Origin of the sequence: uncultured Holdemanella sp. (genome assembly GCF_934772795.1) — a bacterium.
In the GTDB taxonomy this organism is placed as follows: domain Bacteria; phylum Bacillota_I; class Bacilli_A; order Erysipelotrichales; family Erysipelotrichaceae; genus Holdemanella.
Map to the genome: position 1 here is coordinate 21,808 of NZ_CAKVMR010000011.1, position 22,916 is coordinate 44,723.

Annotated in this window: 18 protein-coding genes; 16 read left to right on the forward strand and 2 right to left on the reverse strand. The window is 35.2% G+C overall.

All coding sequences use genetic code 11. The annotated features are described in order from the left end of the window. Positions 1–34: 34 nt before the first annotated feature. The 6 genes from tmk to tnpB all read left to right on the forward strand — a co-directional run bounded on the left by tmk (position 35) and on the right by tnpB (position 4,921). A complete protein-coding gene (gene tmk / locus Q0F04_RS03610) occupies positions 35–667 on the forward strand; it encodes a dTMP kinase (protein WP_040466405.1) in 633 nt (210 codons plus the stop codon). Then, positions 660–1,574 carry a DNA polymerase III subunit gene (locus Q0F04_RS03615; RefSeq protein WP_295750268.1) on the forward strand — a complete coding sequence of 305 codons (915 nt, stop codon included), beginning with the start codon at positions 660–662 and terminating at the stop codon, positions 1,572–1,574. Before tmk ends, Q0F04_RS03615 begins: the two co-directional genes overlap by 8 nt. Then, positions 1,574–2,407 (forward strand): regulatory iron-sulfur-containing complex subunit RicT, encoded by an 834-nt coding sequence (gene ricT, locus Q0F04_RS03620; protein WP_117571047.1) that lies wholly within the window; start codon positions 1,574–1,576, stop codon positions 2,405–2,407. The genes Q0F04_RS03615 and ricT overlap by 1 nt, the downstream gene beginning before the upstream one ends. Further along, a complete protein-coding gene (gene rsmI, locus Q0F04_RS03625) occupies positions 2,400–3,245 on the forward strand; it encodes a 16S rRNA (cytidine(1402)-2'-O)-methyltransferase (RefSeq protein ID WP_295750271.1) in 846 nt (281 codons plus the stop codon). The genes ricT and rsmI overlap by 8 nt, the downstream gene beginning before the upstream one ends. 154 nt (positions 3,246–3,399) lie before the next feature. Beyond that, a complete protein-coding gene (tnpA, locus tag Q0F04_RS03630) occupies positions 3,400–3,801 on the forward strand; it encodes an IS200/IS605 family transposase (RefSeq protein ID WP_295750274.1) in 402 nt (133 codons plus the stop codon). 25 nt (positions 3,802–3,826) lie between these two features. Further along, positions 3,827–4,921 carry an IS200/IS605 family element RNA-guided endonuclease TnpB gene (gene tnpB, locus Q0F04_RS03635; RefSeq protein WP_295750276.1) on the forward strand — a complete coding sequence of 365 codons (1,095 nt, stop codon included), beginning with the start codon at positions 3,827–3,829 and terminating at the stop codon, positions 4,919–4,921. Positions 4,922–5,099: 178 nt separating this feature from the next. Here the strand turns inward: tnpB and Q0F04_RS03640 are convergent, their stop codons facing one another. After that, positions 5,100–5,846 (reverse strand): DeoR/GlpR family DNA-binding transcription regulator, encoded by a 747-nt coding sequence (locus Q0F04_RS03640; RefSeq protein ID WP_295750278.1) that lies wholly within the window; start codon positions 5,844–5,846, stop codon positions 5,100–5,102. 47 nt (positions 5,847–5,893) lie between these two features. Beyond that, positions 5,894–6,808, reverse strand: coding sequence for a glycyl-radical enzyme activating protein (locus Q0F04_RS03645; protein ID WP_295750280.1), 915 nt, complete (start codon positions 6,806–6,808; stop codon positions 5,894–5,896). 149 nt (positions 6,809–6,957) lie between these two features. Here Q0F04_RS03645 and Q0F04_RS03650 point away from each other — a divergent pair, with 149 nt between their 5' ends. From Q0F04_RS03650 to Q0F04_RS03695, 10 genes are all read left to right on the forward strand, one after another. Continuing rightward, positions 6,958–9,375 carry a glycyl radical protein gene (locus tag Q0F04_RS03650; RefSeq protein ID WP_295750283.1) on the forward strand — a complete coding sequence of 806 codons (2,418 nt, stop codon included), beginning with the start codon at positions 6,958–6,960 and terminating at the stop codon, positions 9,373–9,375. A 405-nt stretch (positions 9,376–9,780) separates the two neighbouring features. Next, the gene (locus Q0F04_RS03655; protein ID WP_295750286.1) at positions 9,781–11,439 is read left to right on the forward strand and encodes an ABC transporter substrate-binding protein; all 1,659 of its coding nucleotides are present in this window, start codon (positions 9,781–9,783) and stop codon (positions 11,437–11,439) included. Positions 11,440–11,530: 91 nt separating this feature from the next. Further along, entirely contained in the window at positions 11,531–12,886 is a 1,356-nt protein-coding gene (locus Q0F04_RS03660; RefSeq protein ID WP_295750289.1) for an MATE family efflux transporter, read from the forward strand. 179 nt (positions 12,887–13,065) lie between these two features. Further along, on the forward strand, positions 13,066–13,554 hold the full coding sequence (gene purE, locus Q0F04_RS03665; RefSeq protein WP_003865622.1) for a 5-(carboxyamino)imidazole ribonucleotide mutase: 489 nt from the start codon (positions 13,066–13,068) through the stop codon (positions 13,552–13,554). Between the two features lie 10 nt (positions 13,555–13,564). Continuing rightward, positions 13,565–17,266, forward strand: a complete 3,702-nt coding sequence (locus Q0F04_RS03670) for a phosphoribosylformylglycinamidine synthase (RefSeq protein WP_295750292.1) — start codon at positions 13,565–13,567, stop codon at positions 17,264–17,266. 1 nt (position 17,267) lies between these two features. Beyond that, entirely contained in the window at positions 17,268–18,647 is a 1,380-nt protein-coding gene (gene purF / locus Q0F04_RS03675) for an amidophosphoribosyltransferase (RefSeq protein WP_295750295.1), read from the forward strand. 3 nt (positions 18,648–18,650) lie between these two features. Further along, on the forward strand, positions 18,651–19,682 hold the full coding sequence (purM, locus tag Q0F04_RS03680; RefSeq protein WP_295563845.1) for a phosphoribosylformylglycinamidine cyclo-ligase: 1,032 nt from the start codon (positions 18,651–18,653) through the stop codon (positions 19,680–19,682). After that, on the forward strand, positions 19,676–20,260 hold the full coding sequence (gene purN, locus Q0F04_RS03685) for a phosphoribosylglycinamide formyltransferase (RefSeq protein ID WP_117571058.1): 585 nt from the start codon (positions 19,676–19,678) through the stop codon (positions 20,258–20,260). Before purM ends, purN begins: the two co-directional genes overlap by 7 nt. Next, the gene (gene purH, locus Q0F04_RS03690) at positions 20,257–21,789 is read left to right on the forward strand and encodes a bifunctional phosphoribosylaminoimidazolecarboxamide formyltransferase/IMP cyclohydrolase (protein WP_117571059.1); all 1,533 of its coding nucleotides are present in this window, start codon (positions 20,257–20,259) and stop codon (positions 21,787–21,789) included. The genes purN and purH overlap by 4 nt, the downstream gene beginning before the upstream one ends. A gap of 51 nt (positions 21,790–21,840) precedes the next feature. Further along, positions 21,841–22,743 (forward strand): serine hydrolase, encoded by a 903-nt coding sequence (locus Q0F04_RS03695; RefSeq protein WP_295750298.1) that lies wholly within the window; start codon positions 21,841–21,843, stop codon positions 22,741–22,743. Positions 22,744–22,916 lie beyond the last annotated feature (173 nt).

The window sequence follows — 22,916 nt, forward strand, 5'->3', positions numbered from 1 at the left end:
GTAATAATTATTAAATATATATGGTGAGGAAAATATGAAACAAGGTGTATTTATAACGTTTGAAGGAAATGATGGATCTGGAAAGACAACCGTGTGTAAAGCGGTACAAGAAGAATTAATCAAAATGGGATATGATTGTATCTATACAAGAGAACCTGGAGGAAGCAAGATTGCTGAATCTATTCGTAATATATTATTAGATGTAAATAATACGGAGATGGATGATCGTACAGAAGCCTTATTATATGCGGCAAGTCGTAGACAACATTTAAAAGAAGTTGTTCTTCCGGCATTGGAAAATAAGAAAATCGTATTGTGTGATCGTTTCATTGATTCAAGCTTAGCTTATCAAGGAATAGCTCGAGGTATTGGGTTAAAAGAAGTATGGGATATCAATCAGTTTGCGATTGATGGATGTATGCCTGAAAAGACTCTATTTTTATCTGTTAGTGTAGAAACGGGCAAAAAACGTATGAATCTTCGTGGCGATTTAAATCGTTTGGATCAAGAAGAAAGTTCATTCCATAAAGCTGTACGTCAAGGCTATGAAACATTGGTATCTATGTATCCAGAACGTATTGAAGTCATTGATGCCGAACCTTGCAAGGAAGAAGTATTAAAGAGTGCTATGGAATGTGTTTTAAAGGTAATCAAAGAACATGAATAAAGAGTATTTAAAAAAGGCACAGCCAATCGTTTATCAGACATTGTCAAATGCTTTAAAGAATCAAAGAGTGGCGAACGCCTATTTATTTCATGGACCTAAAGGTTCGAGTAAATTAGAGACTGCCGTCTTATTTGCCCAAAGCATTGTATGCGAACATACAGATGTGGATGGATTTGCGTGCCAAGAATGTGAAAGCTGTAAGCGAATTGAGAATGAAGACTCTTTAGACTATATGATTGTTTCAAATGATCGTATTAAAAAGAAAGATATTGTAGATTTACAGGCATTCTTTGAATCGACAAGTGCTGGAAAACAGAATGCCAGAATTTATATTCTAGATCATTATGATAAGGCAACACCAGATGCTTCAAATAGTTTGTTGAAGTTTTTAGAGGAGCCAAGTGAAGGGATTTATGGTATATTAATTGCGGATGAAAAATCCAATGTATTACCTACTATTCAATCTAGGTGTCAGGCCATTCATTTTAAGCCCGAAAGTTGTGAGCATGCATTGCTTGAAAATACAAGTGAAGAAAATGCGAAGATGTTGGCAGAATCTGGATATACATATGATAAGGCCATTGAATTATTGGCTTTACCTGATTTTGAAGAATTGAAACAAATTGCATTTGATTATATTGAACATGCATCTTCTTTTGCACAAATTGAAAAGATGCAGACAAATGTGTTTGTGAATAAATCAGATCGTATGAATAAGGATTGGATACAGTTGTGGATTCAGTGGGTTTTATTCTATGTAAAAAATGACAGGGTAAATGTACCTTTAGAAAAAAAAGTAAAATTATATTCGATTTTGGTTGAGAGTATGGATATGTTATATCGACCAGTCGATTTAGGTTTATTTATGGATAAGCTTTATTATGATATTAGGAAGGCTGTGATTTAGTGAATACAGAAGGAAAAGCAACATATAAATATATTGTTTATATTCAGTTTGAAGAATCAAAAAAAGCCTACACTTTCGGTTCAAATGTAAAATACTATACAAATGATATCGTTGTTGTAGAAACAGTACGTGGACAAGAATTAGGAAAGGTTTGTGTTCCTACCGTTGATTTTGATGCTTCCAAAGTAAAAGGAGATATTAAGCCGGTATTGCGTAAGGCAACACCAGAAGATATTAAGTGTAAAGAAGAAAATGTAGAAAGAGCTAAAGAAGCTATGAAGATTTGTCACGAGTGTGTCGCAAATTTGAAGTTGGATATGCATTTAATTAGTTCTGAATATACATTGGATCGTACGAAAGTCATCTTTACATATGTGTCGGATGATCGTGTGGATTTTAGACAACTATTGAAAGATTTAGCACAACACTTGCATTGTCGTATCGAGTTAAGACAAGTGGGTCCAAGAAACAAGGCTAAAATTGTCGGTGGAATTGGAAACTGTGGTATGGAGTGCTGCTGCTCAAGATTTATGTCAGATTTTGATACCGTATCTATCAATATGGCAAAAAACCAATTGTTGGCATTGAATATTCAAAAGTTGAGTGGACAATGTGGAAAACTAATGTGTTGTTTGCGTTTTGAAAATGAAGAATATACACGAATGCGTAAGGATTTGCCAAAAATCAATTCAACTGTGACATATAAAGATAAAAAGTATCGTATTTCAAGTATGAATGTTCTTCAAAAACAGGCTAAGTTAGAGAACAAAGAAGAAGTCTTATTTGTGGATTTCAAAGAATTGTGGCCAGACAAGGAATTAAATAATGATTAGACAGAAGAGTTTTGAATCGAATACTTCCACCTTGTATTTGGTTCCTACACCTATTGGAAACTTACAGGAAATGACACCAAGAGCTTTGGACATTCTAAAAGAAGTGAGTGTCATTGCAGCTGAGGATACGCGTAACACAAAAAAACTTTTAATGGCTTACGGCATTGATACGATGTTGATGTCTCATCATGAGCATAACCAACAAACAAGTATTCCTAAAATTATTGAACGTTTAGAGAATGGAGAAGATGTTGCGGTAGTATCGGATGCAGGTTATCCTTTGGTTTCGGATCCAGGACAGAAACTAGTTCAAGAAACAATTTCACATGGATTTAATGTAGTTTCAGTTTCAGGTGCGAATGCAGCTATGAATGCATTGGTTGCGAGTGGATTGAGTTGTTATCACTATTTGTTTTATGGCTTTTTAGACAATAAGAGTTCGAAAAGAAAGAAACAGCTAGAAGAAATCAAAACAATTCCTTATACAACGATTTTCTATGAAGCGCCACATCGTATTGAAGATACTTTACAAGATATGTTAGAGGTATTAGGAAATCGTCAAATGTGCTTGGCTAGAGAACTAACAAAAGTACATGAAGAATATATTCGTGGAACCATTGAGGAAGTGTTGGAAGTAGCGGCTACTTGTAAAGGTGAAATGGTTATTGTCATGGATGGCTTTAAACAAGATGAAGTTGTGTTTGATATGTATACAGCCATTACGAAAGTGGATGAATATATAGAATCTGGAATGCGCACAAAAGAGGCTATTGGTTTGGTTGCCAAAGAAATGGCTTGTAAAAAGAATGAATTATATGAAGCTTATCATAAAAGATAGGCTTTTTTCTTTATAATGCAATCTAAGAACACTCGTGACTTTAGTCATGAGATGAATTAGATATACAGATGTTAAATAAATAATTTAAAAATAAATGATAAATATAATGATTTAATCATATACATATGTTATAATGTAGATGAGGAAAAAACATATGGAAGTTGTTAAAGGAAGAGGCTATGTCTATTCTATACAGTATCATATCGTATGGTGCGTAAAGTATCGTCATGATGTTTTGAATGGACAGGTTGGAACAAGATTAAAAGAGCTGCTGACTCAGATTTCAAAGGATAATGGTTTTCAAATTCTGGAAATGAATATAGAGGAAGATCATATTTATATGCTGATCAATTGTACGCCGCAGCATTACATTCCAAATATTATAAAAGCTATGAAGGGTGTATCGGCTAGACTCTTAATGAAAGAGTTTGGAGATGATCTAAGATCCAAATTATGGGGTGGACATCTATGGAATCCTTCTTATTTTGTAGCTACAGTTTCTGAAAATACAGAAGAACAGATTATAGATTATATAAGAAGTCAAAAAAGAAAATAGCGAATCAATAAGAGGAGAAATCATCATGGAAAAGGCATTCAAGTATCGTATCTATCCAAATAGGGAACAAAGAATATTACTAGCCAAGACTTTTGGCTGTACTCGTTTTGTATATAATCATTATCTGGCAAAGCGTAGGGATGCCTATGAAAAAGATGGGATTACTCTAAGCTATTCGGCATGTGCTAAGGATCTAGTTTCTTTAAAGAAAGAATATGAATGGCTTAAGGAAGTGGATTCGGTTGCTCTACAGTCCAGTGTAAAGAATCTGGATACGGCTTATATAAATTTCTTCAGGAAAAAGGCTGAATATCCTAGATTCAAATCAAAGAAGACGCATCGTTATTCATATACCACAAAATATACAAATGGAAATATTGAATTATTCGACAATAAGGTCAAGCTTCCTAAGATTGGTCTAGTAAAGATAAAGAAAACACGAGAACCAAAAGGAAGATTACTTAGTGCAACAGTATCACAAGTACCAAGTGGAAAGTATTATGTTTCATTATGTTATACGGATGTAGAAAAAGTTTTGTATCCACTGACATATAATGAGACAGGTATAGATCTAGGTATCAAGGATTTTATCATATTGAGTAATGGAGAAAAGGTAGAAAATCCAAAATATCTGAAGAAGTCGATTGAGAAACTGAAAAAGCTCCAGAAACAGCAGTCACGAAAAACAAAGGGCGGCCGTAACTGGATCAAAAACAGAATCAAGATTGCAAGACTTCATGAAAAGATAGCGAATCAAAGAATGGATTTTATCAACAAACTATCTACTAGAATTATTAGAGAATATGACATTATCTGTATCGAAGATTTGAAAGTAGAGAACATGCTTAAAAACCACAATCTAGCCCAGTCTATATCGGATGTATCCTGGTCAAAGTTCACCACACAGCTAGAATATAAAGCCCAGTGGTATGGAAAGGTGATCAAGAAAGTGGATACGTTCTATGCGAGCAGTCAAATCTGTCATTGTTGCGGATATAAGAATGAAGAAACAAAAGATTTAAAAGTAAGAGAATGGACCTGTCCAAAATGCCATTCAAATCATGACAGAGATGTAAATGCGTCCATCAATATATTGATGCAAGGCATATTAGCTAATTAACTAAATATAAAAAGAACCGCAGGAACTGCGGGGATAGCTTGGTAAGAAAGGTTTCGATAGAAGTCTGTTCCCAAGAATCTCGTCACTTCAGTGATGAGAGGTTCAATTGGTCACAATCAATGGCAACAGCATATATTGATGATTAATAATAAAAAGGATTTCGCTTGAAATCCTTTTTTTAAACAGTTATAACTTGAATGTTTTGGCTATTGAGTTCTTCGATATAGGAGGCATCAATAGAATTATCTGTTATGACGGTTTTTACTTTATCTTTTAAATTCAATGGTACGACACCACGCTTAGAAAATTTATCGCTTTCCGTTAGTATGATGATTTGTTCGGCCTGGCGAGACATATCTCGTACGGCTTGTGCTCGCATTTGATCACGATTTGAAAAGCCGATTCTAGAATCATATCCATCGGTGCCGATGAAAAAATAATCGACAAAAAAGTTGGATACACATTCTTGAACCATAGGGCCTACCATAACTTGTGAGTCTTGTTGATAAATTCCACCTAGAAGAATGACTTGAAAATTAGATTTTCCACGAATATATTCTGCAATAAAAGCGCTATTCGTGATAATTGTCAAATCTTTATGAAGTTGTGTTAACGTTTCAGCAAGAAGAGCGCAACAACTACCACTTTCAATCATGATGGTATCACCTTCCTGAACGAGTTCGGCAGCTTTAGAAGCAATTTTCTTCTTTTCTTCATAATGATATGCGATTCTGCCATTGATATCATCTGTACTGCATAAAACAGCAAAACCATGTTCACGCTTGATGATTCCTTTAGCTTCTAATGTATCTAAATCTTTACGTACAGTAACTTGTGAAACACCTAGATATTCAGCGAGTTGAGAAACTTCAACCTTTTTTTCAGATGTCAATAATTCTAATATTTGATTTGTTCTATTTTTCATTTGTTTCGATTCCTATCATTTTGTTTATATAATAAGGTTTTTTTGTTTCAAATGAAAGCGTTAATGTTATTTTCTATAAATACATCTAAATAGTCTTTTAAATCTTCTGGATGATAAGAAGGAACATTCTCATAATCGTATTTTACATTTAAAAGATGATACTTGTTCTCTCCGAATTGATGGAATGGTAGAAGCTGACACTTGTTTATTCCCATGTTATGAAGTGTTTTCGCAAATTCTTTTGCGTCTTCTAAAGAATCATTAAATTCTGGAATGACAGGGATTCGCGGAAGAACTGTTTTTCCATTTTCAATAGCATGTTTCATGTTGAGCAAAGGCAATTCGTTTGATACGCCTGTACCTTCTATGTGTTTATCTGCGTTCCAGTGTTTCATATCAAATAAAATGGTATCAACATACTCCATGACATAATTAAATGTTTCTTCTTTCGCAAACCCAGTTGTTTCACAACAAGTGTGAATTCCTTCTTCTTTAGCAGCTAAAAGAAGTTCTCTTGAAAAATCAGGTTGAAGTAAGAGTTCTCCTCCAGAAAGAGTAAGTCCGCCTCCACTTTCTTCATAGAATACTTGGTCTTGTAAAACAACCTTAAGCACTTCTTCTACTGATTTTTGTTCGCCCTGTGCATCTAATGCGTTGTTTATACATTCATTTACACATTTTTTGCATCCATTACATTGATTATGGTTGATTTTGATGAATGTGCCACTTACACCTATGGCATTTTGTGGACATGTTTCAATACAATGATGGCAGTTTATACATTTTTTTTGATCCCAAAGAATTTGTGTTTGTACAAGTTGGCTCTCAGGATTTGCACACCACTTGCAACGAAGGGGACATCCCTTTAGAAAAACGGTAGTGCGAATTCCTGGACCGTCATTTACGCTAAATTTTTGAATATTAAAAATAGTTCCAGTTTGATTACGATTTGCTTTTTCCATTGTGTTGATCTCCTTAAATGCATTATAACATATTACGGTTACGAACGAAAGTTATAAAAATTATGAATGAAATATATTGACATGATATAAGTTGGGTGATACTTTAAAAGCAGATATTAGTTACGAATGAAATAAATAGGAGAGTATATATGGAAAATGCAGAACATTTTGGGACATTGACTAAACGAATGAAGGAATTTCGTGAAGAAGTATTGGATGAGAAACCTTATATTGATGCAGAACGTGCAATTTTAGCTACAGAAGCTTATAAAGAAAATTTAAATCAACCACGCGTGATGGTTCGAGCTAAAATGCTAGAAAAAATATTGGATCATATGAGTATATATATTGAGGATAAATCTCTTTTGGCAGGAAACCAAGCGACTAAGAATCGTAATGCTCCAATTTTTCCTGAATATACTATGGAATTTGTGATCAATGAATTAGATCAGTTTGAAAAAAGAGATGGGGACGTCTTCTATATCACAGAGAAGACGAAGGAACAACTTAGAGAAATTGCACCATTCTGGGAAAACAATAATTTACGTGCAAGAGGAGAAGCACTTCTTCCTGAAGAAGTTCGTGTTTTTATGGAAACCGGTGTATTTGGAATGGAAGGTAAGTTAAATGCTGGAGATGCGCATTTGGCGGTGAACTATGAGCGCATCTTGAAGGATGGATTAAAAGGATACGAAAAGCGTGTAAAAGAATGTAAAGCATCTCTTGATTTGACGGATCCTGATAGTATTGACAAGTATTGTTTCTATAATGCAGTTCTTATTGTGTTAGATGCAGTACGTACTTTTGCGAATCGTTATAGTGTTCTTGCGAAGAAATTAGCAGAAAAAGAATTGAATCAAGAACGTAAACTAGAACTATTAGAGATGAGTAGAATTTGTGCAAAAGTTCCGTATGAACCAGCGGAAACTTTTCAAGAAGCTGTACAATCCGTATGGTTTATTCAATTGATTCTACAAATTGAATCCAATGGACATTCTTTGAGCTATGGAAGATTCGATCAATATATGTATCCATATTATGATCGAGATATTAAAAACGGAAATATTACAGAAACAGAGGCTTTGGAACTATTGACTTGTTTGTGGATCAAAACACTAACAATCAATAAAGTACGTTCTCAAGCACATACATTAAGTTCAGCAGGTTCTCCTATGTATCAAAATGTAACGATTGCAGGTCAGACAACAGATAAAAAGGATGCGGTCAATGATTTGAGTTTCTTAGTTTTAAAATCAGTTGCACAGACTCGTTTGACACAACCAAATTTAACTGTTCGTTATCACAAGAATATCAATAAACAATTCTTTGATGAATGTGTAGAAGTTATGCGTTTAGGATTTGGTATGCCTGCATTGAACAATGATGAAATTATAATTCCTTCATTTATGGATTGGGGCGTTAAAGAAGAAGATGCCTATAATTACAGTGCCATAGGCTGTGTAGAAACAGCGGTTCCAGGTAAATGGGGATATCGTTGCACAGGCATGTCTTATATCAATTTTCCAAGAATGCTTTTGTGTACGATGAATAATGGTGTGGATCTTACAAGTAATAAACGTTTCACAAAGGGTTATGGCTATTTTACCGAAATGGAAAGCTATGAAGAGCTATTAAAAGCATGGGATAAGACGGTAAGGGAAATCACTCGTTATAGTGTGATTGTTGAAAATGTGATTGATAAAGCGTCTGAAAGAGATGTACCTGATGTTCTTTGTTCAGCTTTAACAGATGATTGCATTGCCAGAGGTAAAACAATCAAAGAAGGTGGAGCTGTATATGATTTTATTTCAGGTCTACAAGTTGGAATCGCAAATATGGCAGATTGCTTGGCCGCAATAAAGAAGTTGGTATATGAAGAAAAGAAAATCACAAGACAAGAACTTTGGGATGCAATCTTAGATGATTTTTCATCACCAAAAAATAAGAAGATTCAGGAAATGTTGATTCGTGAAGCTCCAAAATATGGAAATGATGATGACTACGTAGATCAATTGATTGTGGAAGCGTATGATTCTTATATTGATGAAATCAAAAAATATCCAAATACGCGATATAATAGAGGACCAATTGGTGGTATTCGTTATGCGGGAACTTCATCAATTAGTGCAAATGTTGGACAAGGTATGTCTACGATGGCTACACCTGATGGTCGAAATGCGTTCGAACCTTTGGCAGAAGGCTGCAGTCCGGCTCATAATAGTGATAAGAATGGTCCAACGGCTGTATTTAAAAGTGTATCTAAGCTTCGTACAAATAAAATTACAGGTGGAGTTTTACTAAATCAGAAAATGACGCCGCAAATGTTGTCAACAGAGGAAAACCGTCAAAAACTAGAATTGTTGATTCAAACGTTCTTCAATCGTTTACATGGATATCATGTGCAATATAACATTGTTTCTAAGGAAACTTTGATTGATGCGCAGAAGCATCCTGAAAAACATAAAGATTTAATTGTTCGTGTAGCTGGATATAGTGCTTTCTTTAATGTACTTTCTAAAAAGACGCAAGATGATATTATTGGTCGAACAGAACAGTCTTTGATGTAAGAAAATGAAATAAATTGAAAAAAAACAGTTGAAAACAAATTGTGTTAGGTGTATCCTATAGGCAACTGATGCGAAAGAGATCAAACTAAGAACCGGATACAAAGAGATTCTAGTGGTGGTGGAAGCTAGATTATTACGACTTGGCAAATGGACTTTCAAGGGCAAGGTGAAAAGAAATTCTGAGTAGCTGCGACGTGTTCCGTGCGTTAAATGGATCGAATGTGATGGCATTCTAGAGGTGGGTATAACTATACCAATTCAGGTGGTACCGCAGATTATTTTGATATTCTGTCCTGTGTCAAATTTTTAATTTGATGCAGGATTTTTTTTATATAAGGAGAGTGATGAAAAGTGTTAGCTGACTGGTGGTGGTACAAAGAATAAATGATTAGGAGGAAAAAGAATATGTACAAGAAATTATTGGCATGTGGATTAGCTTTATTAATGTGTGGATGTAGCGCAAAAGCTGCAGGTAATGATCAAGTGTTGACCGTTGGGTTGAGTTCTGAAATGAATGGAACCTTTTCACCTATGTATTACCAAACGACAAATGATTCTTATGTTGTGGATTTGGTGTATCAAGGATTATTGAAATACAACAAAAAAGGAGAGTTGGTTGCCGATTTGGCTAAGTCTTTACCAGAAATTAGCGAAGATGGAAAATCAATGACTTTTAAATTAAAGAAAGGTATCAAATTTAGTGATGGTTCAAAGTTTACTTCAAAAGATGTAAAAACAACATTTAGTGTTATGGCAGATCCAAGTTATACAGGTCGTTTTGCGAATAATGTTGATTTCTTGGAAGGTTATAGTGAATATCATGATGCAGATGCATCTAGCTTTAGTGGCATTGAAACGCCAGATAACTATACAGTTGTTTTCCATTTGGATAAACCAAGAATCGATGCTGTTTCTACCCTTGGAACACAGAAGATCTGTAGTGCTGAATATTTAAATTATAAAAAAGGAAAAACAGAAAGTATTGAAAAAAAGAATAGTAAGCCAATTGGAACGGGGGCTTATGTATTGAAGAAGTTTGAAAAGACAAGTGGAGCTAGTTTAGTTTCAAATTCAGAGTTTAAGGCTAAAAAAGGACAATATCAAATTTCAAAGATCATGATCAAAAAGACAGATACTTCAACAGAAGTTAAAGAATTGGAAAATGGAACAGTGGACTATATTCCGGATGTGATTGAGGCAAATAAAATTAAATCTGTTCAAAAGAATAAGAGTTTATCCGTAGATTCTTATCCAAGTGATCGTGAAAGCTTCATTATCTTTAATTCATATGCGGGAGCTTGCAGTGATGTTGCGGTAAGAAAAGCCATCGGATATGGATTTAATGCACAAGAATATATTGATAATTACTATCAAATTGAAGGCATGGCTTATAAGCCTGGTACTTTTGGAAATCCTGTTTCTTTAAATAACGGACCAATGATTCGTAATGAAGAAAAGGTCGATGGCGTTACTTATTATGATTATGATGTAGAAAAGGCCAACCAAATCTTAGAGGATGCAGGATATAAATTGGCAGATGATGGATATCGTTATAAAGATGGTGAAAAATTAATAGTTCGTTTCTTGGCAAATAAGGATAAGGATTCTTTGGATTCTTTGATTCCCGTTTTACAAAAGTGTTTAAATGCGATCGGAATTGATTTTAAAGCCAATACAGTTGAATTTAATACGGTCATTAATACAGTGCAGGATGATGCACAAACAGGTAGCTGGGATGCAACATATCTAGGATTCTCTTATGGATCTCCAGATGATACAGGCATTAACTTTATTTTAAGAACAGGTGCTACAAATAATTTTGGTCGTTTAAGTGATGAACAACTAGATACTTATCTAGATGCAGGCATGTATACTTCAGATAATGAAGTGTCTAAAGAGAATTATCATAATGCGTTAGTTCGTCAAAGTGAACTATGTGGTTATTTGCCTGTAGATTCAACTAAAACATATTGCTTAAGAAATAAGAATATTAAAGGAATGCATACAACATCTATTTATAATTGGGCTCAATCCATTGCGACAGCGTATATTGTAAATAACTAATACATGATGTATCCTAATGGATATTAGGGCAAAGCAAAGTCCTGTACTAACTTATGTTGGTGCAGGCTTTTCTTGTATGGGGAGGAATTTTATGGCGAAGCAGAGTTCGATTCAGTTAATGACAAAAGGAAGTATTGCTAAACAAATCATTGGCTATGCGATACCTATATTTATCGGGTATCTTTTTCAACAACTCTACAATACTGTAGATGCACTGATTGTAGGGAATTTTCTAGGGCAGAATGCGTTGGCTGCCGTTACAAGTGTTGGCTCTTTGATTTTTTTATTTGTTGGTTTCTTTAATGGTTTTGCGACAGGAGCTAGTGTCATTATTGCCAATGCGATAGGGGCACAAGATGAAGAAAGAACAAAAAAAGCCGTATATACAACGGCTACATTTGGTATCTTGTTAGGTCTTATTATGACTGGAGTTGGTTATTTACTAACTGATCAAATGTTGATGTGGATGGGATCTCCTCAAGAAGTGTTTGGCCTATCTTCTACATATTTAAAAATTTATTTTCTAGGTGGTTTTTCTTTAGTCTTATATAACATGCTTGTGGGTATCATTCGTGCTGGAGGCGATGCCAAACATCCACTATATTATTTGATTGTAAGTTCGATATTGAATGTCATTTTAGATGTGGTATTTATCACTGTATTTAAGATGGGGGTTGCCGGAGCTGCCTGGGCTACGATTCTTTCTGAATTTGCGAGTATGTTTTTGTGTGCTGTGCAACTCGCAAGAGAAGAAAGTATTTTGCATATTTCTTGGACGCATTTATCTTTGGATTTTGAAAATTTGAAACAAATCTGCATTTATGGATTGCCAACAGGACTACAAGGTTGTGTCATTGATTTTGCGAACGTGATGATTCAGTCGTATATTAATTCGTTTGGTGCAGCTGCCATTGCGGGTATTGGTGCGTATTCAAAGGTAGAGGGATTTATTTTCCTTCCTGAAATTTCATTCTCGATGGCACTTACAACGTTTGTCTCCCAAAATGAAGGAGCTGGACAAAAGGAGCGTTCACGAAAAGGAATCTTGTTTGGGCTTGCAGCTGCATTATTAATGATTGAATGTTTGGGTATTTTGATCTACTTATTTGCGCCAACCTTTATTTCATTCTTTAATCAAAATCCAGAAGTAATTGCGATTGGAGTGGATCGTGCGCGAATTTGTGCTTTCTTTTATGTTCTTTTAGGTTTTTCACATGTGGTTTCAAGTATTTTAAGAGGTCTAGGACGTCCTGTAATGCCGATGGTAGTTATGCTTGTGTGTTGGTGTGCCGTTCGTGTTGTTGTATTAATGACAATAGGACAAAGTATACATAGTCTGTATTTAACACACTGGTTGTATCCAATTACCTGGGGATTGAGTTCGATAGTCTATGTATTTGATTTAAGAAAATATAAATTATTTACTCCAAGAGAACAACTTTCATGAAATATGGGTTGTCATTTGAGTTGATTTTGGGTATTATAATCTTGCAGAAGTGTTTTTCTGATTTTGGAGGTCTTACTTATGGTCTTAAGAAGATTTACCACAATTGATGGAGAAGAATTGCTTTTTTAAGTGTGCCTACTATAGGTGCGCTTTTTTTTGTTTTGAAAGGAAGGTCATTTATGGAAACAAAGCGTGTTTTAATTGTGATGGGTTCTCGTTCAGACTTGCCAAGTATGGAAGGTTGTATGAAACAATTAGACGATTTTCAAGTCGGATATGAAGTTCGTGTATTAAGTGCTCACCGTACTCCAGAAGCTGTTTTGGAATTATCAAAGACAGCGTGTGAACGTGGAATTCAGGTTATTATTGCGGCAGCCGGAGGAGCAGCACATTTAGCTGGAGTTTTAGCTAGCTCTACACCGTTGCCCGTTATTGGAATCCCTATTCAAACATCTGCTTTAGGTGGATTGGATTCATTATTATCGACAGTACAAATGCCTCAAGGTGTTCCTGTTGCGACTGTAGCGATTGGAAAATCAGGGGCAAGAAATGCAGCTATCTTAGCTTGTCAGATGATTGGACTTAATGATAAGTCATTACAGGATAAGATTGTTGAATTTAAAAAAGAACAAGCACAAAAAGTATTAGAACAGTCAATTGTTGAATAAGGAGAAGGAAATGGATACTCGTATTTTTGTTCATAAAAAAGAACAGTTTCAGGTTGAAAGTGAATCATTAGCGGCTGAATTAAGACAATCTCTATCTTTAAAAGAAGATTTTGGTCTTACAAAATACAATCTATATGATATTTTTGATGCCGACGAAAATGATATTGAATTATTAAAGAAAAATGTTTGTAGCGAAGTCGTTACAGATGATGTATATGATTCTGTAGATTTAACAGGTAAATCATATTTGGCATATGAATTTTTGCCAGGTCAATACGATCAAAGAGCAGACAGTGCAATGCAATGTTTAATGCTTTTGAACAACAAACAAACAGTACGTATTCATTCAGGTACTTTATTAGTGTTCGCAAACCCAGTAGATGAAGAAACACTTAATAAAATCACACATTATATTGTTAACCCTGTTGAAGCGCGCGTTAAAGACCTTTCTGTATTAGTAGATGATCAGGACGTTGAAGTAAAAGATGTTCCTGTATTAGAAGGATTTACAAAAATGAGTAAAGAAGAATTAGATTCTTTACGTCAGACTTTAGGGTTGGCCATGTCTCAAGCGGACATTGAGCATGTTCAACGTTATTTTGAAAAGGAAGAAAAAAGAGATTGCACAATGACTGAACTACGTGTGCTGGACACATATTGGTCAGATCACTGCCGTCATACTACTTTTGAAACTGTATTGGATGATGTATGTTTCCATTTGGATACATTATCCGATGAATTACAGGCTTCTTATGATAAATATTTAAAATTACGTCAGGAAGTTCATGGAAATCGTAAAGAAAAAACATTGATGGATATGGCTACTATTGCCGGTAAATATCTTCGTAAACAAGGTAAGCTTGATGATATGGAGATTACCGATGAAATCAATGCGTGCAGTGTGGAAATCACAGTGGATGTAGATGGAAAAGACGAACAATGGCTATTGATGTTTAAAAATGAAACACATAACCACCCAACAGAAATTGAACCATTTGGTGGAGCAAGTACATGTATTGGTGGAGCCATTCGTGACCCATTATCAGGACGTAGCTATGTATATCAAGCAATGCGTATTACAGGTGCTGGAGACATCACAAAACCAATTAGTGAAACATTAGAGCACAAATTACCTCAATCAAAGATTTCTAAAACAGCAGCTCATGGATATTCAAGTTATGGTAACCAAATTGGTTTGGCAACTACATTTGTAGACGAAATCTATGATGATGGCTATGTTGCGAAACGTATGGAAGTGGGTGCTGTTGTTGGTGCTGCTCCTAAATCACATGTAAAACGTGAACAACCACAAGCTGGCGATATTATCGTTATGATTGGTGGAGCTACTGGTCGTGATGGAATCGGTGGAGCTACTGGTTCAAGTAAAGAACATAATGAAACAAGTTTGGAAAAATGTTCAAGTGAAGTTCAAAAAGGTAATGCCTTGATCGAACGTAAATTGCAGCGTTTATTTAGAAATCCTGCTTGTACAAAATTAATTAAAAAGGCTAATGACTTTGGAGCAGGTGGAGTTAGTGTTGCCGTAGGTGAACTTGCAGACGGATTGGATATCAACTTGGATGCAGTTCCAGTTAAATATCAAGGTTTAGACGGTACAGAATTAGCTATTAGTGAATCACAAGAACGTATGGCTGTATGTATTGAAGCCAAAGATTTTGAAAAATTCAAAGAAGAAGCATATAAGGAAAACTTAGAAGCTATCAAAGTTGCAGATGTTACAGATACAAATCGTTTAGTCATGAAATGGCGTGGTGAAACAATTGTTGATATGTCTCGTGCTTTCTTGGATACTAACGGTGTTCGTCAGCATCAGGTTGTTGATGTTTGCGAAAATGAATATGATGAACATCCATTTGATGCAGTTAAATCCGATTTAAATACAGTATTACAAGATGCGAATGTCGCAAGTCAGATTGGTTTGGCAGAAATGTTTGATGCGTCAATCGGTAAGAGTACAGTATTGATGCCGTTTGGAGGTAAATATCAATTAACGCCTGAGGAAGGTTCTGTACAAAAATTGCCTGTACACGGAATGACAAATACATGTTCGGTTATGACATATGGATATGATCCAAAAGTATCTAAATATTCTCCATATTTAGGTGCAAGTTATTCAGTTGTTGAAGCATTAGCTCGTGTTACGGCATTGGGTGCGGACTATAAGAAGTGTCGTTTATCAAATCAGGAATATTTTGAGCACTTAGGTGCAGATGCACAAAAATGGGGACAACCATTTGAAGCGTTATTAGGTTTGATTGATGCACAATTAGCGTTTGAAACACCAAGTATTGGTGGTAAAGACTCTATGAGTGGAACGTATAAAGATATTCATGTACCACCAACAGTGATCACATTTGCGGTAACAACAGCTAAAACGGATGATATTGTTTCGGCTTCATTTAAAAATCCTGGAGACTATGTATATTTGGTAAAACATACGCCAGTTAAGAATAATGTTCCAAACTATGAACGATTAAAAGAAAATTTTGAAACAGTTCATAAATTAATGCAGGAAAAGAAAATTGTTGCGGCAAGTACAATTAAATTTGGTGGTTTAGGTGCAACTATTGCGAAGATGGCATTTGGATCTAAAGTCGGTGCTGCAATCAACACAGAAGAAGATGTATATGGATTCAATTTGGGTTCAATGATTGTTGAAGCTACAGAAAGCATTCAAGATGAACATTTAGAATTGATTGGTATTTTAAATGATGATTCTAAGATTGTATTAAATGATGAAACAGTTGAAATTGAAGATGCATTAAAGGCTTGGACAAAACGTTATAGTGAAATTTATCCAATGATCGTGGATGAAGGAAAAGATACTTTAGAAACTCCTTTAAATGATGCAGAAGTACCAATGTCTAAGGTTGTTGTGGAAAAACCAAAAGTAATCATTCCTATCTTCCCTGGACAAAACTGCGAATTTGATACAACAGCTAAGTTTGAACGTGCGGGTGCTGAAGTTAAACAAATCGTATTTAATAACTTAACTGTAGAAAACATTCAAAAGAGTATTGAAACTTTAGCAGATGAAATCAGTACAGCTCAAATTTTGATGATTGTTGGTGGATTTAGTAGTGGAGATGAGCCAGATGGTTCAGGTAAATTTATTGCGAATGTATTGAGAAATCCAAAGATTGCTCAAGCAATCGATACAATGCGTGCAAATGATGGTTTGATCTTAGGTATCTGTAATGGATTCCAGGCATTGATCAAATCGGGATTATTACCTTATGGTGATATTGAAAAATTGGATGCAGAAAATCCAACATTATTTAGAAATAATATCAACCGTCACGTTTCTCATATTGCACGTACACGTATTACAAGTAATGCTTCTCCTTGGCTTGCAGGTATGAAAGCTGGAAATGTATATTCAGTTGCTGTTAGTCATGGCGAAGGTAAATTTGTTGCGAGTGAAGAAGTGTTGAATAAGTTGATTGAAAATGGCCAGGTTGCAACACAATATGTAAATGAAAAGGGTGTTCCAACAATGGACGGAAAAGACAACTTAAACGGTTCAAGTATGGCTATCGAAGGTATCTTCTCTGAAGATGGAAAAATCTTTGGTAAGATGGGTCACAGTGAGCGTTATGAAAAAGGCTTGTTCCAGAATATTGCTGGAAATAAAGACCAGGATATTTTCGCAAATGGTGTTCGTTATTTTACACACAAGCAGGTGAAGTAGAATGACGTTGAAAAAAGTAGTTCAAGATTCTTCTGGGATCGTTGGCTTGTTCAATGTAGAACAAGCCGCCCAGAACATCTATTTAGCAATGCATGCTATTCAGCATCGAGGACAAGATGGTGTTGGATTAGCTGTTAGTGATGGGGAAAATGTTGTTTGTAAAAAGGGATTAGGCTTATTATCAGAGAATTTAAAACAAGATACATTAAATTCTTTAGAAGGTGATATTGCGATTGGTCAGCTTCGCATGGCAACAAAAAATGATTCTCAATTGGAAAATGTTCAGCCAATCATGGTGCGTAGTCATCAAAGATATTTTGCGGTTGTATCAAGTGGCATGATTACGAATGCGATTTCTTTAAGAACAAAATTAGAAAATGAAGGTTTGATTTTCCAAGGTACAAGCGATTCAGAATTATTAGCACATTTGATTCAATTGAATCCAGGTTCTTTTGAAGAAAAAATTGCGAAGGCATGTCGTATGATGAGTGGTGCTTATACATTTATGGTCATCACAAAAGATAATTTGTACGTAGTAAGAGATCCACACGGCATTCGCTCTTTATATATTGCCAAGGTAGATGAAGGGTATTGCATCAGTAGTGAAACTTGTTCATTCCCAATCCTTGGTGGAGAATTCGTTCGTGAAGTAAATCCGGGGGAATTAATTTGTTTCAGCCGTGAAGGCATGAAGTCGAGTCAAATTGTTGAAGAAACAGAAACTAAAGCGTGTGCTTTAGAGTATGTATATTATTCTAGACCGGATAGTGTTCATAATGGTTTAACGGTTCATGAAGTAAGAAAACAATGTGGTTACTATTTAGCTAAAGAAGAGAATGTTGAAGCGGATATCGTTGTTGGTGTTCCTGATTCAGCTTTAAGTGCAGCGGCAAGTTTTGCCAGAACATTGAATGTACCATATGAAACGGGATTAATTAAAAACCGTTATATTGGTTCTACATTTATTCGTCCGACAGAACAACAAAGAATGCAAGGTATGCGTGTTCGATTAAATGCGATCAGTTCGGTTGTTAAAGATAAAAGAGTTTATTTAGTAGATGATAGTGTTGTGAAAGGTTTTACATCACGTCGAATTTGTCAATTATTAAAAGAGGCAGGCGCAAAAGAAGTGCATTTACGTATAGCTTCGCCAATGTTGAAATATCCTTGTTTATATGGGGCGGATTCAACGGCACAAAAAGATTTGGCGGCTTTTAACTATACAGTAGATGAAATGGAACAATTGTTCCAGGTGGATTCGTTGCGTTTCTTAAGTGTTGAAGACTTTAAAAAGTGTGTGCCTGAAACAAGCTGTTTAGCTTGTTGTACAGGTGAATATCCAGAAGATTTACAAGATTATAAAGATGAGGTAAAGGAGTAGAGTATGGCAGAACATTATGCAGCAGCAGGCGTTAGTTTAGAGGCAGGATATAAATCTGTTGAATTGATTAAGGAGCATGTTAAGAAAACAATGCGTCCAGAAGTATTAGGAGGACTTGGTGGTTTCTCTGGTGCTTTCTCATTATCTAAAATTAAAGATATGGAAGAGCCTGTATTACTTTCTGGTACAGATGGTTGTGGTACAAAAGTTAAACTTGCGATGGTTATGAATAAGCATGACACAATTGGAATTGATGCCGTTGCGATGTGCGTGAATGATATCGCATGTGCAGGTGGAGAACCACTATTCTTCTTAGATTACATCGCATGTGGAAAGAATGTTCCAGAAAAAATTGCAGACATTGTGAAGGGTGTATCTGAGGGTTGTTTACAATCTGAAGCTGCTTTGATTGGTGGAGAAACTGCAGAACATCCAGGTTTAATGCCAGAAGATGATTATGATTTAGCTGGTTTTGCGGTTGGTGTATGCGATAAAAAAGACATGATTACTGGTAAAGATCTAAATGTAGGAGATGTGTTAATTGGGCTTCCTTCAACAGGTGTTCACAGTAATGGTTTCTCATTGGTTCGTAATGTATTCGATATTACAGAAGAATCTTTGAATACTTATTATGATGAATTAGGTAAAACTTTAGGAGAGGCATTACTTGCGCCTACAAAAATTTATGTAAAAGCATTAAAGCATATTAAAGCATCAGGCATTACTTTAAAAGCTTGCAGTCACATCACAGGTGGTGGATTCTATGAAAACGTACCTCGTATGTTAAAAGAGGGTATGGGTGTTGAAATTGATACAAAGGCGTTCCCAAAACCTCCAATCTTTGATTTGATTCAAAAAAATGGAGATATTTCTACGAAAGAAATGTACAACGTATTTAATATGGGACTTGGTTTTGTGATGGCTGTAGATCCAGCGGATGTTGAAAAGGTTCAAGCTGTATTAAATGAAATCAATGAACCTAGCTATGTAGTTGGTAAAGTAACTGAAACAGGACAGGTAGATGTCCAATGGTAAATATTGCGGTATTTGCGAGTGGTTCGGGCACTAACTTTGAAACAATCTTATCTCATATTGAAGATGGTTCTTTGCATGTGAATTGTGCATGTTTGATTGCGGATAAAGAAAATGCATATGCTAGAGTTCGTGCGCGTAATCACGGAGTAGAAGAGTTTTACTTTAATCCAAAGGGATACGATGGTAAAGCAGGTTATGAAGCAGCTATCTTAGAAGTTTTAAAAGAAAAAAAGGTAGATTTGATTGTATTAAGTGGATATATGCGTTTTATTGGACACACTTTATTAAGTGCTTATCCAAATCGTATCATCAATTTGCATCCAGCTTATTTACCTGAATTTCCAGGAGCTCATAGTATTGCGGATGCGTATGAGGCAAAAGTAGCGCAAACTGGAGTCACTGTTCATTTTGTGGATGAAGGTGTGGATACAGGTCCTATTATTCGTCAGGAAAGAGTTGCGATCGATCCGTCTTGGGATTTAGAAACATTAGAATCGCATGTACATGCGATGGAATATGATTTGTTTTGGCAAGTCATTGAACAAGTCGCAAAAAGTATTGAGGAGGAAAAAGAATGAAGCGAGCATTAGTAAGTGTATCTGATAAAACAGGTTTAGTTGAATTTGTACAAGGATTAGTAGATTGTGGATATGAAATCATTTCAACTGGAGGAACAAAAAAAGCCCTTGAGGCAGCTGGAATTCATCCAATCGGAATCAGTGAAGTAACTGGTTTTCCTGAAATTATGGATGGTCGTGTGAAAACTTTACATCCAAAAGTTCATGGTGCATTACTTTGTGTTCGTTCAAATCCAGATCATGTACGCCAACTACAAGAATTAGGAATTGAATATATTGATTTGGTTTGTGTGAATCTATATCCTTTTAAAGAAACTGTATTAAAACCAGGGGTAACACACGAAGAAATTATTGAGAACATTGATATTGGTGGTCCAAGTATGCTTCGTAGTGCTTCTAAAAACTATCAAAGTATTCCAGTTCTTTGTGATCCAAAAGATTATGATAAAGTTCTTGAAGAAATTAGAGAAAACCAAGAAACTACTTTGGAAACGCGTGAGCGTTTAGCTGCAAAAGTATTCCGTCATACAGCTCGTTATGATGCGATGATCGCAGATTATTTAACTAAGAGAACACATGAAGAATTCCCAGAAAGTATGACTATTACTTTTGATAAGGTTCAAGACTTGCGTTATGGTGAAAATCCTCATCAAAAGGCTGCTTTCTATAAAGGAATGAATCCTCAATATTCTTTGGCAAATGCGACTCAGCTTCATGGTAAAGAATTGTCTTATAATAATATCCAGGATGGAAATGCGGCTATTGAAATCTTAAAAGATTTTGAAGGTCAATATGCAGCTGTAGGTGTTAAGCACATGAATCCATGTGGAGTTGGTATTGGTGAAAATATTGAAGCGGCTTGGGATAAAGCTTATGAAGCGGATTCAATTTCAATTTTTGGTGGTATCGTAGCGTTGAACGCAAAGGTTGAAAAGGGTTTGGCAGAAAAATTATCTAAGATCTTCTTGGAAATCATTATTGCGCCAGACTTCTCTGATGAAGCGTTGGAAATCTTAACTCGTAAGAAAAATATTCGATTAATGAAATTAGATACTAGCTTATCTGTTTCAAGTGCGTTAAAATATACAAATGTTAATGATGGTCTATTGGTTCAAGAGATGGATCAGCATACAATTAACGAAGAAGATTTAAAATGTGTGACAAATCGTAAACCTACGGAAGAAGAAATCAAGCAATTGTTGTTTGGTTGGAAAGTTGTTAAGCATGTAAAATCAAATGCGATTGTCTTGGCAAAAGATGATATGACAGTTGGTGTTGGTGCTGGACAAATGAACCGTGTTGGAGCAGCTAAGATTGCGATTGAACAGGCTGGTGAAAAGGCGAAAGGTTCTGTATTGGCAAGTGATGCTTTCTTCCCAATGCCAGATACAGTTCAAGAAGCTATCAAAGCGGGTGTAACTGCAATTATTCAGCCGGGTGGATCTATTAAAGATCAACTTTCAATTGATGAATGTAATGAACACGGCATCGCAATGGTATTTACAGGAGTACGTCATTTTAAACATTAATATATAAAAGAGTCTGTATAGACTCTTTTTCATAGTTTGAAAGGGTCTATTATGGATAAGAAAAACAAAATTATTATTATTTCTTTATTATCTGCATTGTTGATTGTACTTTGTGTATTTGCGGTTGAAATGAAGAACACTGAGAAAAAGGCATATCAGGGGATGTCTGAAATCGGAGAAGATCAAAATACGGAAGTTGAAAATAAAGATAATAGTCAATATATTGATATGGATTTGGCAAAAGATATAGAAACATATTTTCAAGAGAATGGTATTGATCATGAGAAAGTAGCATACTGTATCACGGATTTAGAACATAACATTAAATATAGTATGAACGAGAAGGATGAGTTTATTGCGGCAAGCATTTATAAATTACCTTTGGCAATGTTGTATTATGATAAAGTAAATGATGGTGAGTATACATTAGATTCAACATTTACATATAGTGGATATATGCATGAAGATGCAGGGGTTGTTAGTTCAAATTATGGTATTGGTAGTCAGATTCCTTTAAGTGATCTTTTGGATGATTTGATTGAATATTCAGATAATGATGCGGGTCATATTTTATATGAAAATCTTGGCGGCTGGAAAGAATATAAGGAAGCTATGACAAAATATACGGATTCTATCAGTGAAAACTATTATACAGAAGATAATGTTTCAACGGCTAATACAATGAATGATGTGGTGACTTATTTATATGAACATAAAGAAGATTATAAAGATTTGATTGAGAATATGGAAAAGGCAGAACCGGGGGAATATTTAGATAGAGATACACAATTAAGTATGCCTCAAAAATATGGTATGTATGATTCTGCTTTGAATAGTGTAGGTTTTGTAGAATGTAATACACCATATAGTATAGTTGTTTTAACTGATTTAGGGAATAAGGGTGCTGATGTTATGGCGAATATAAATCGTATTGCTTATGAGCATTTTAAATAGAGTTGAAGAACTCTATTTTTTTATTCAAAGCGATGTAAGCGTATACAGTAAAAAAGATGAAAAAAGTTTAAAAAAACATTTGACGAAAGAGGAAGTATTTGGTAATATAGATGAGCACTGCTGAGGTGCACATGATCTTTGAAAACTGAACAGGAAATAAAAATACAAACTAA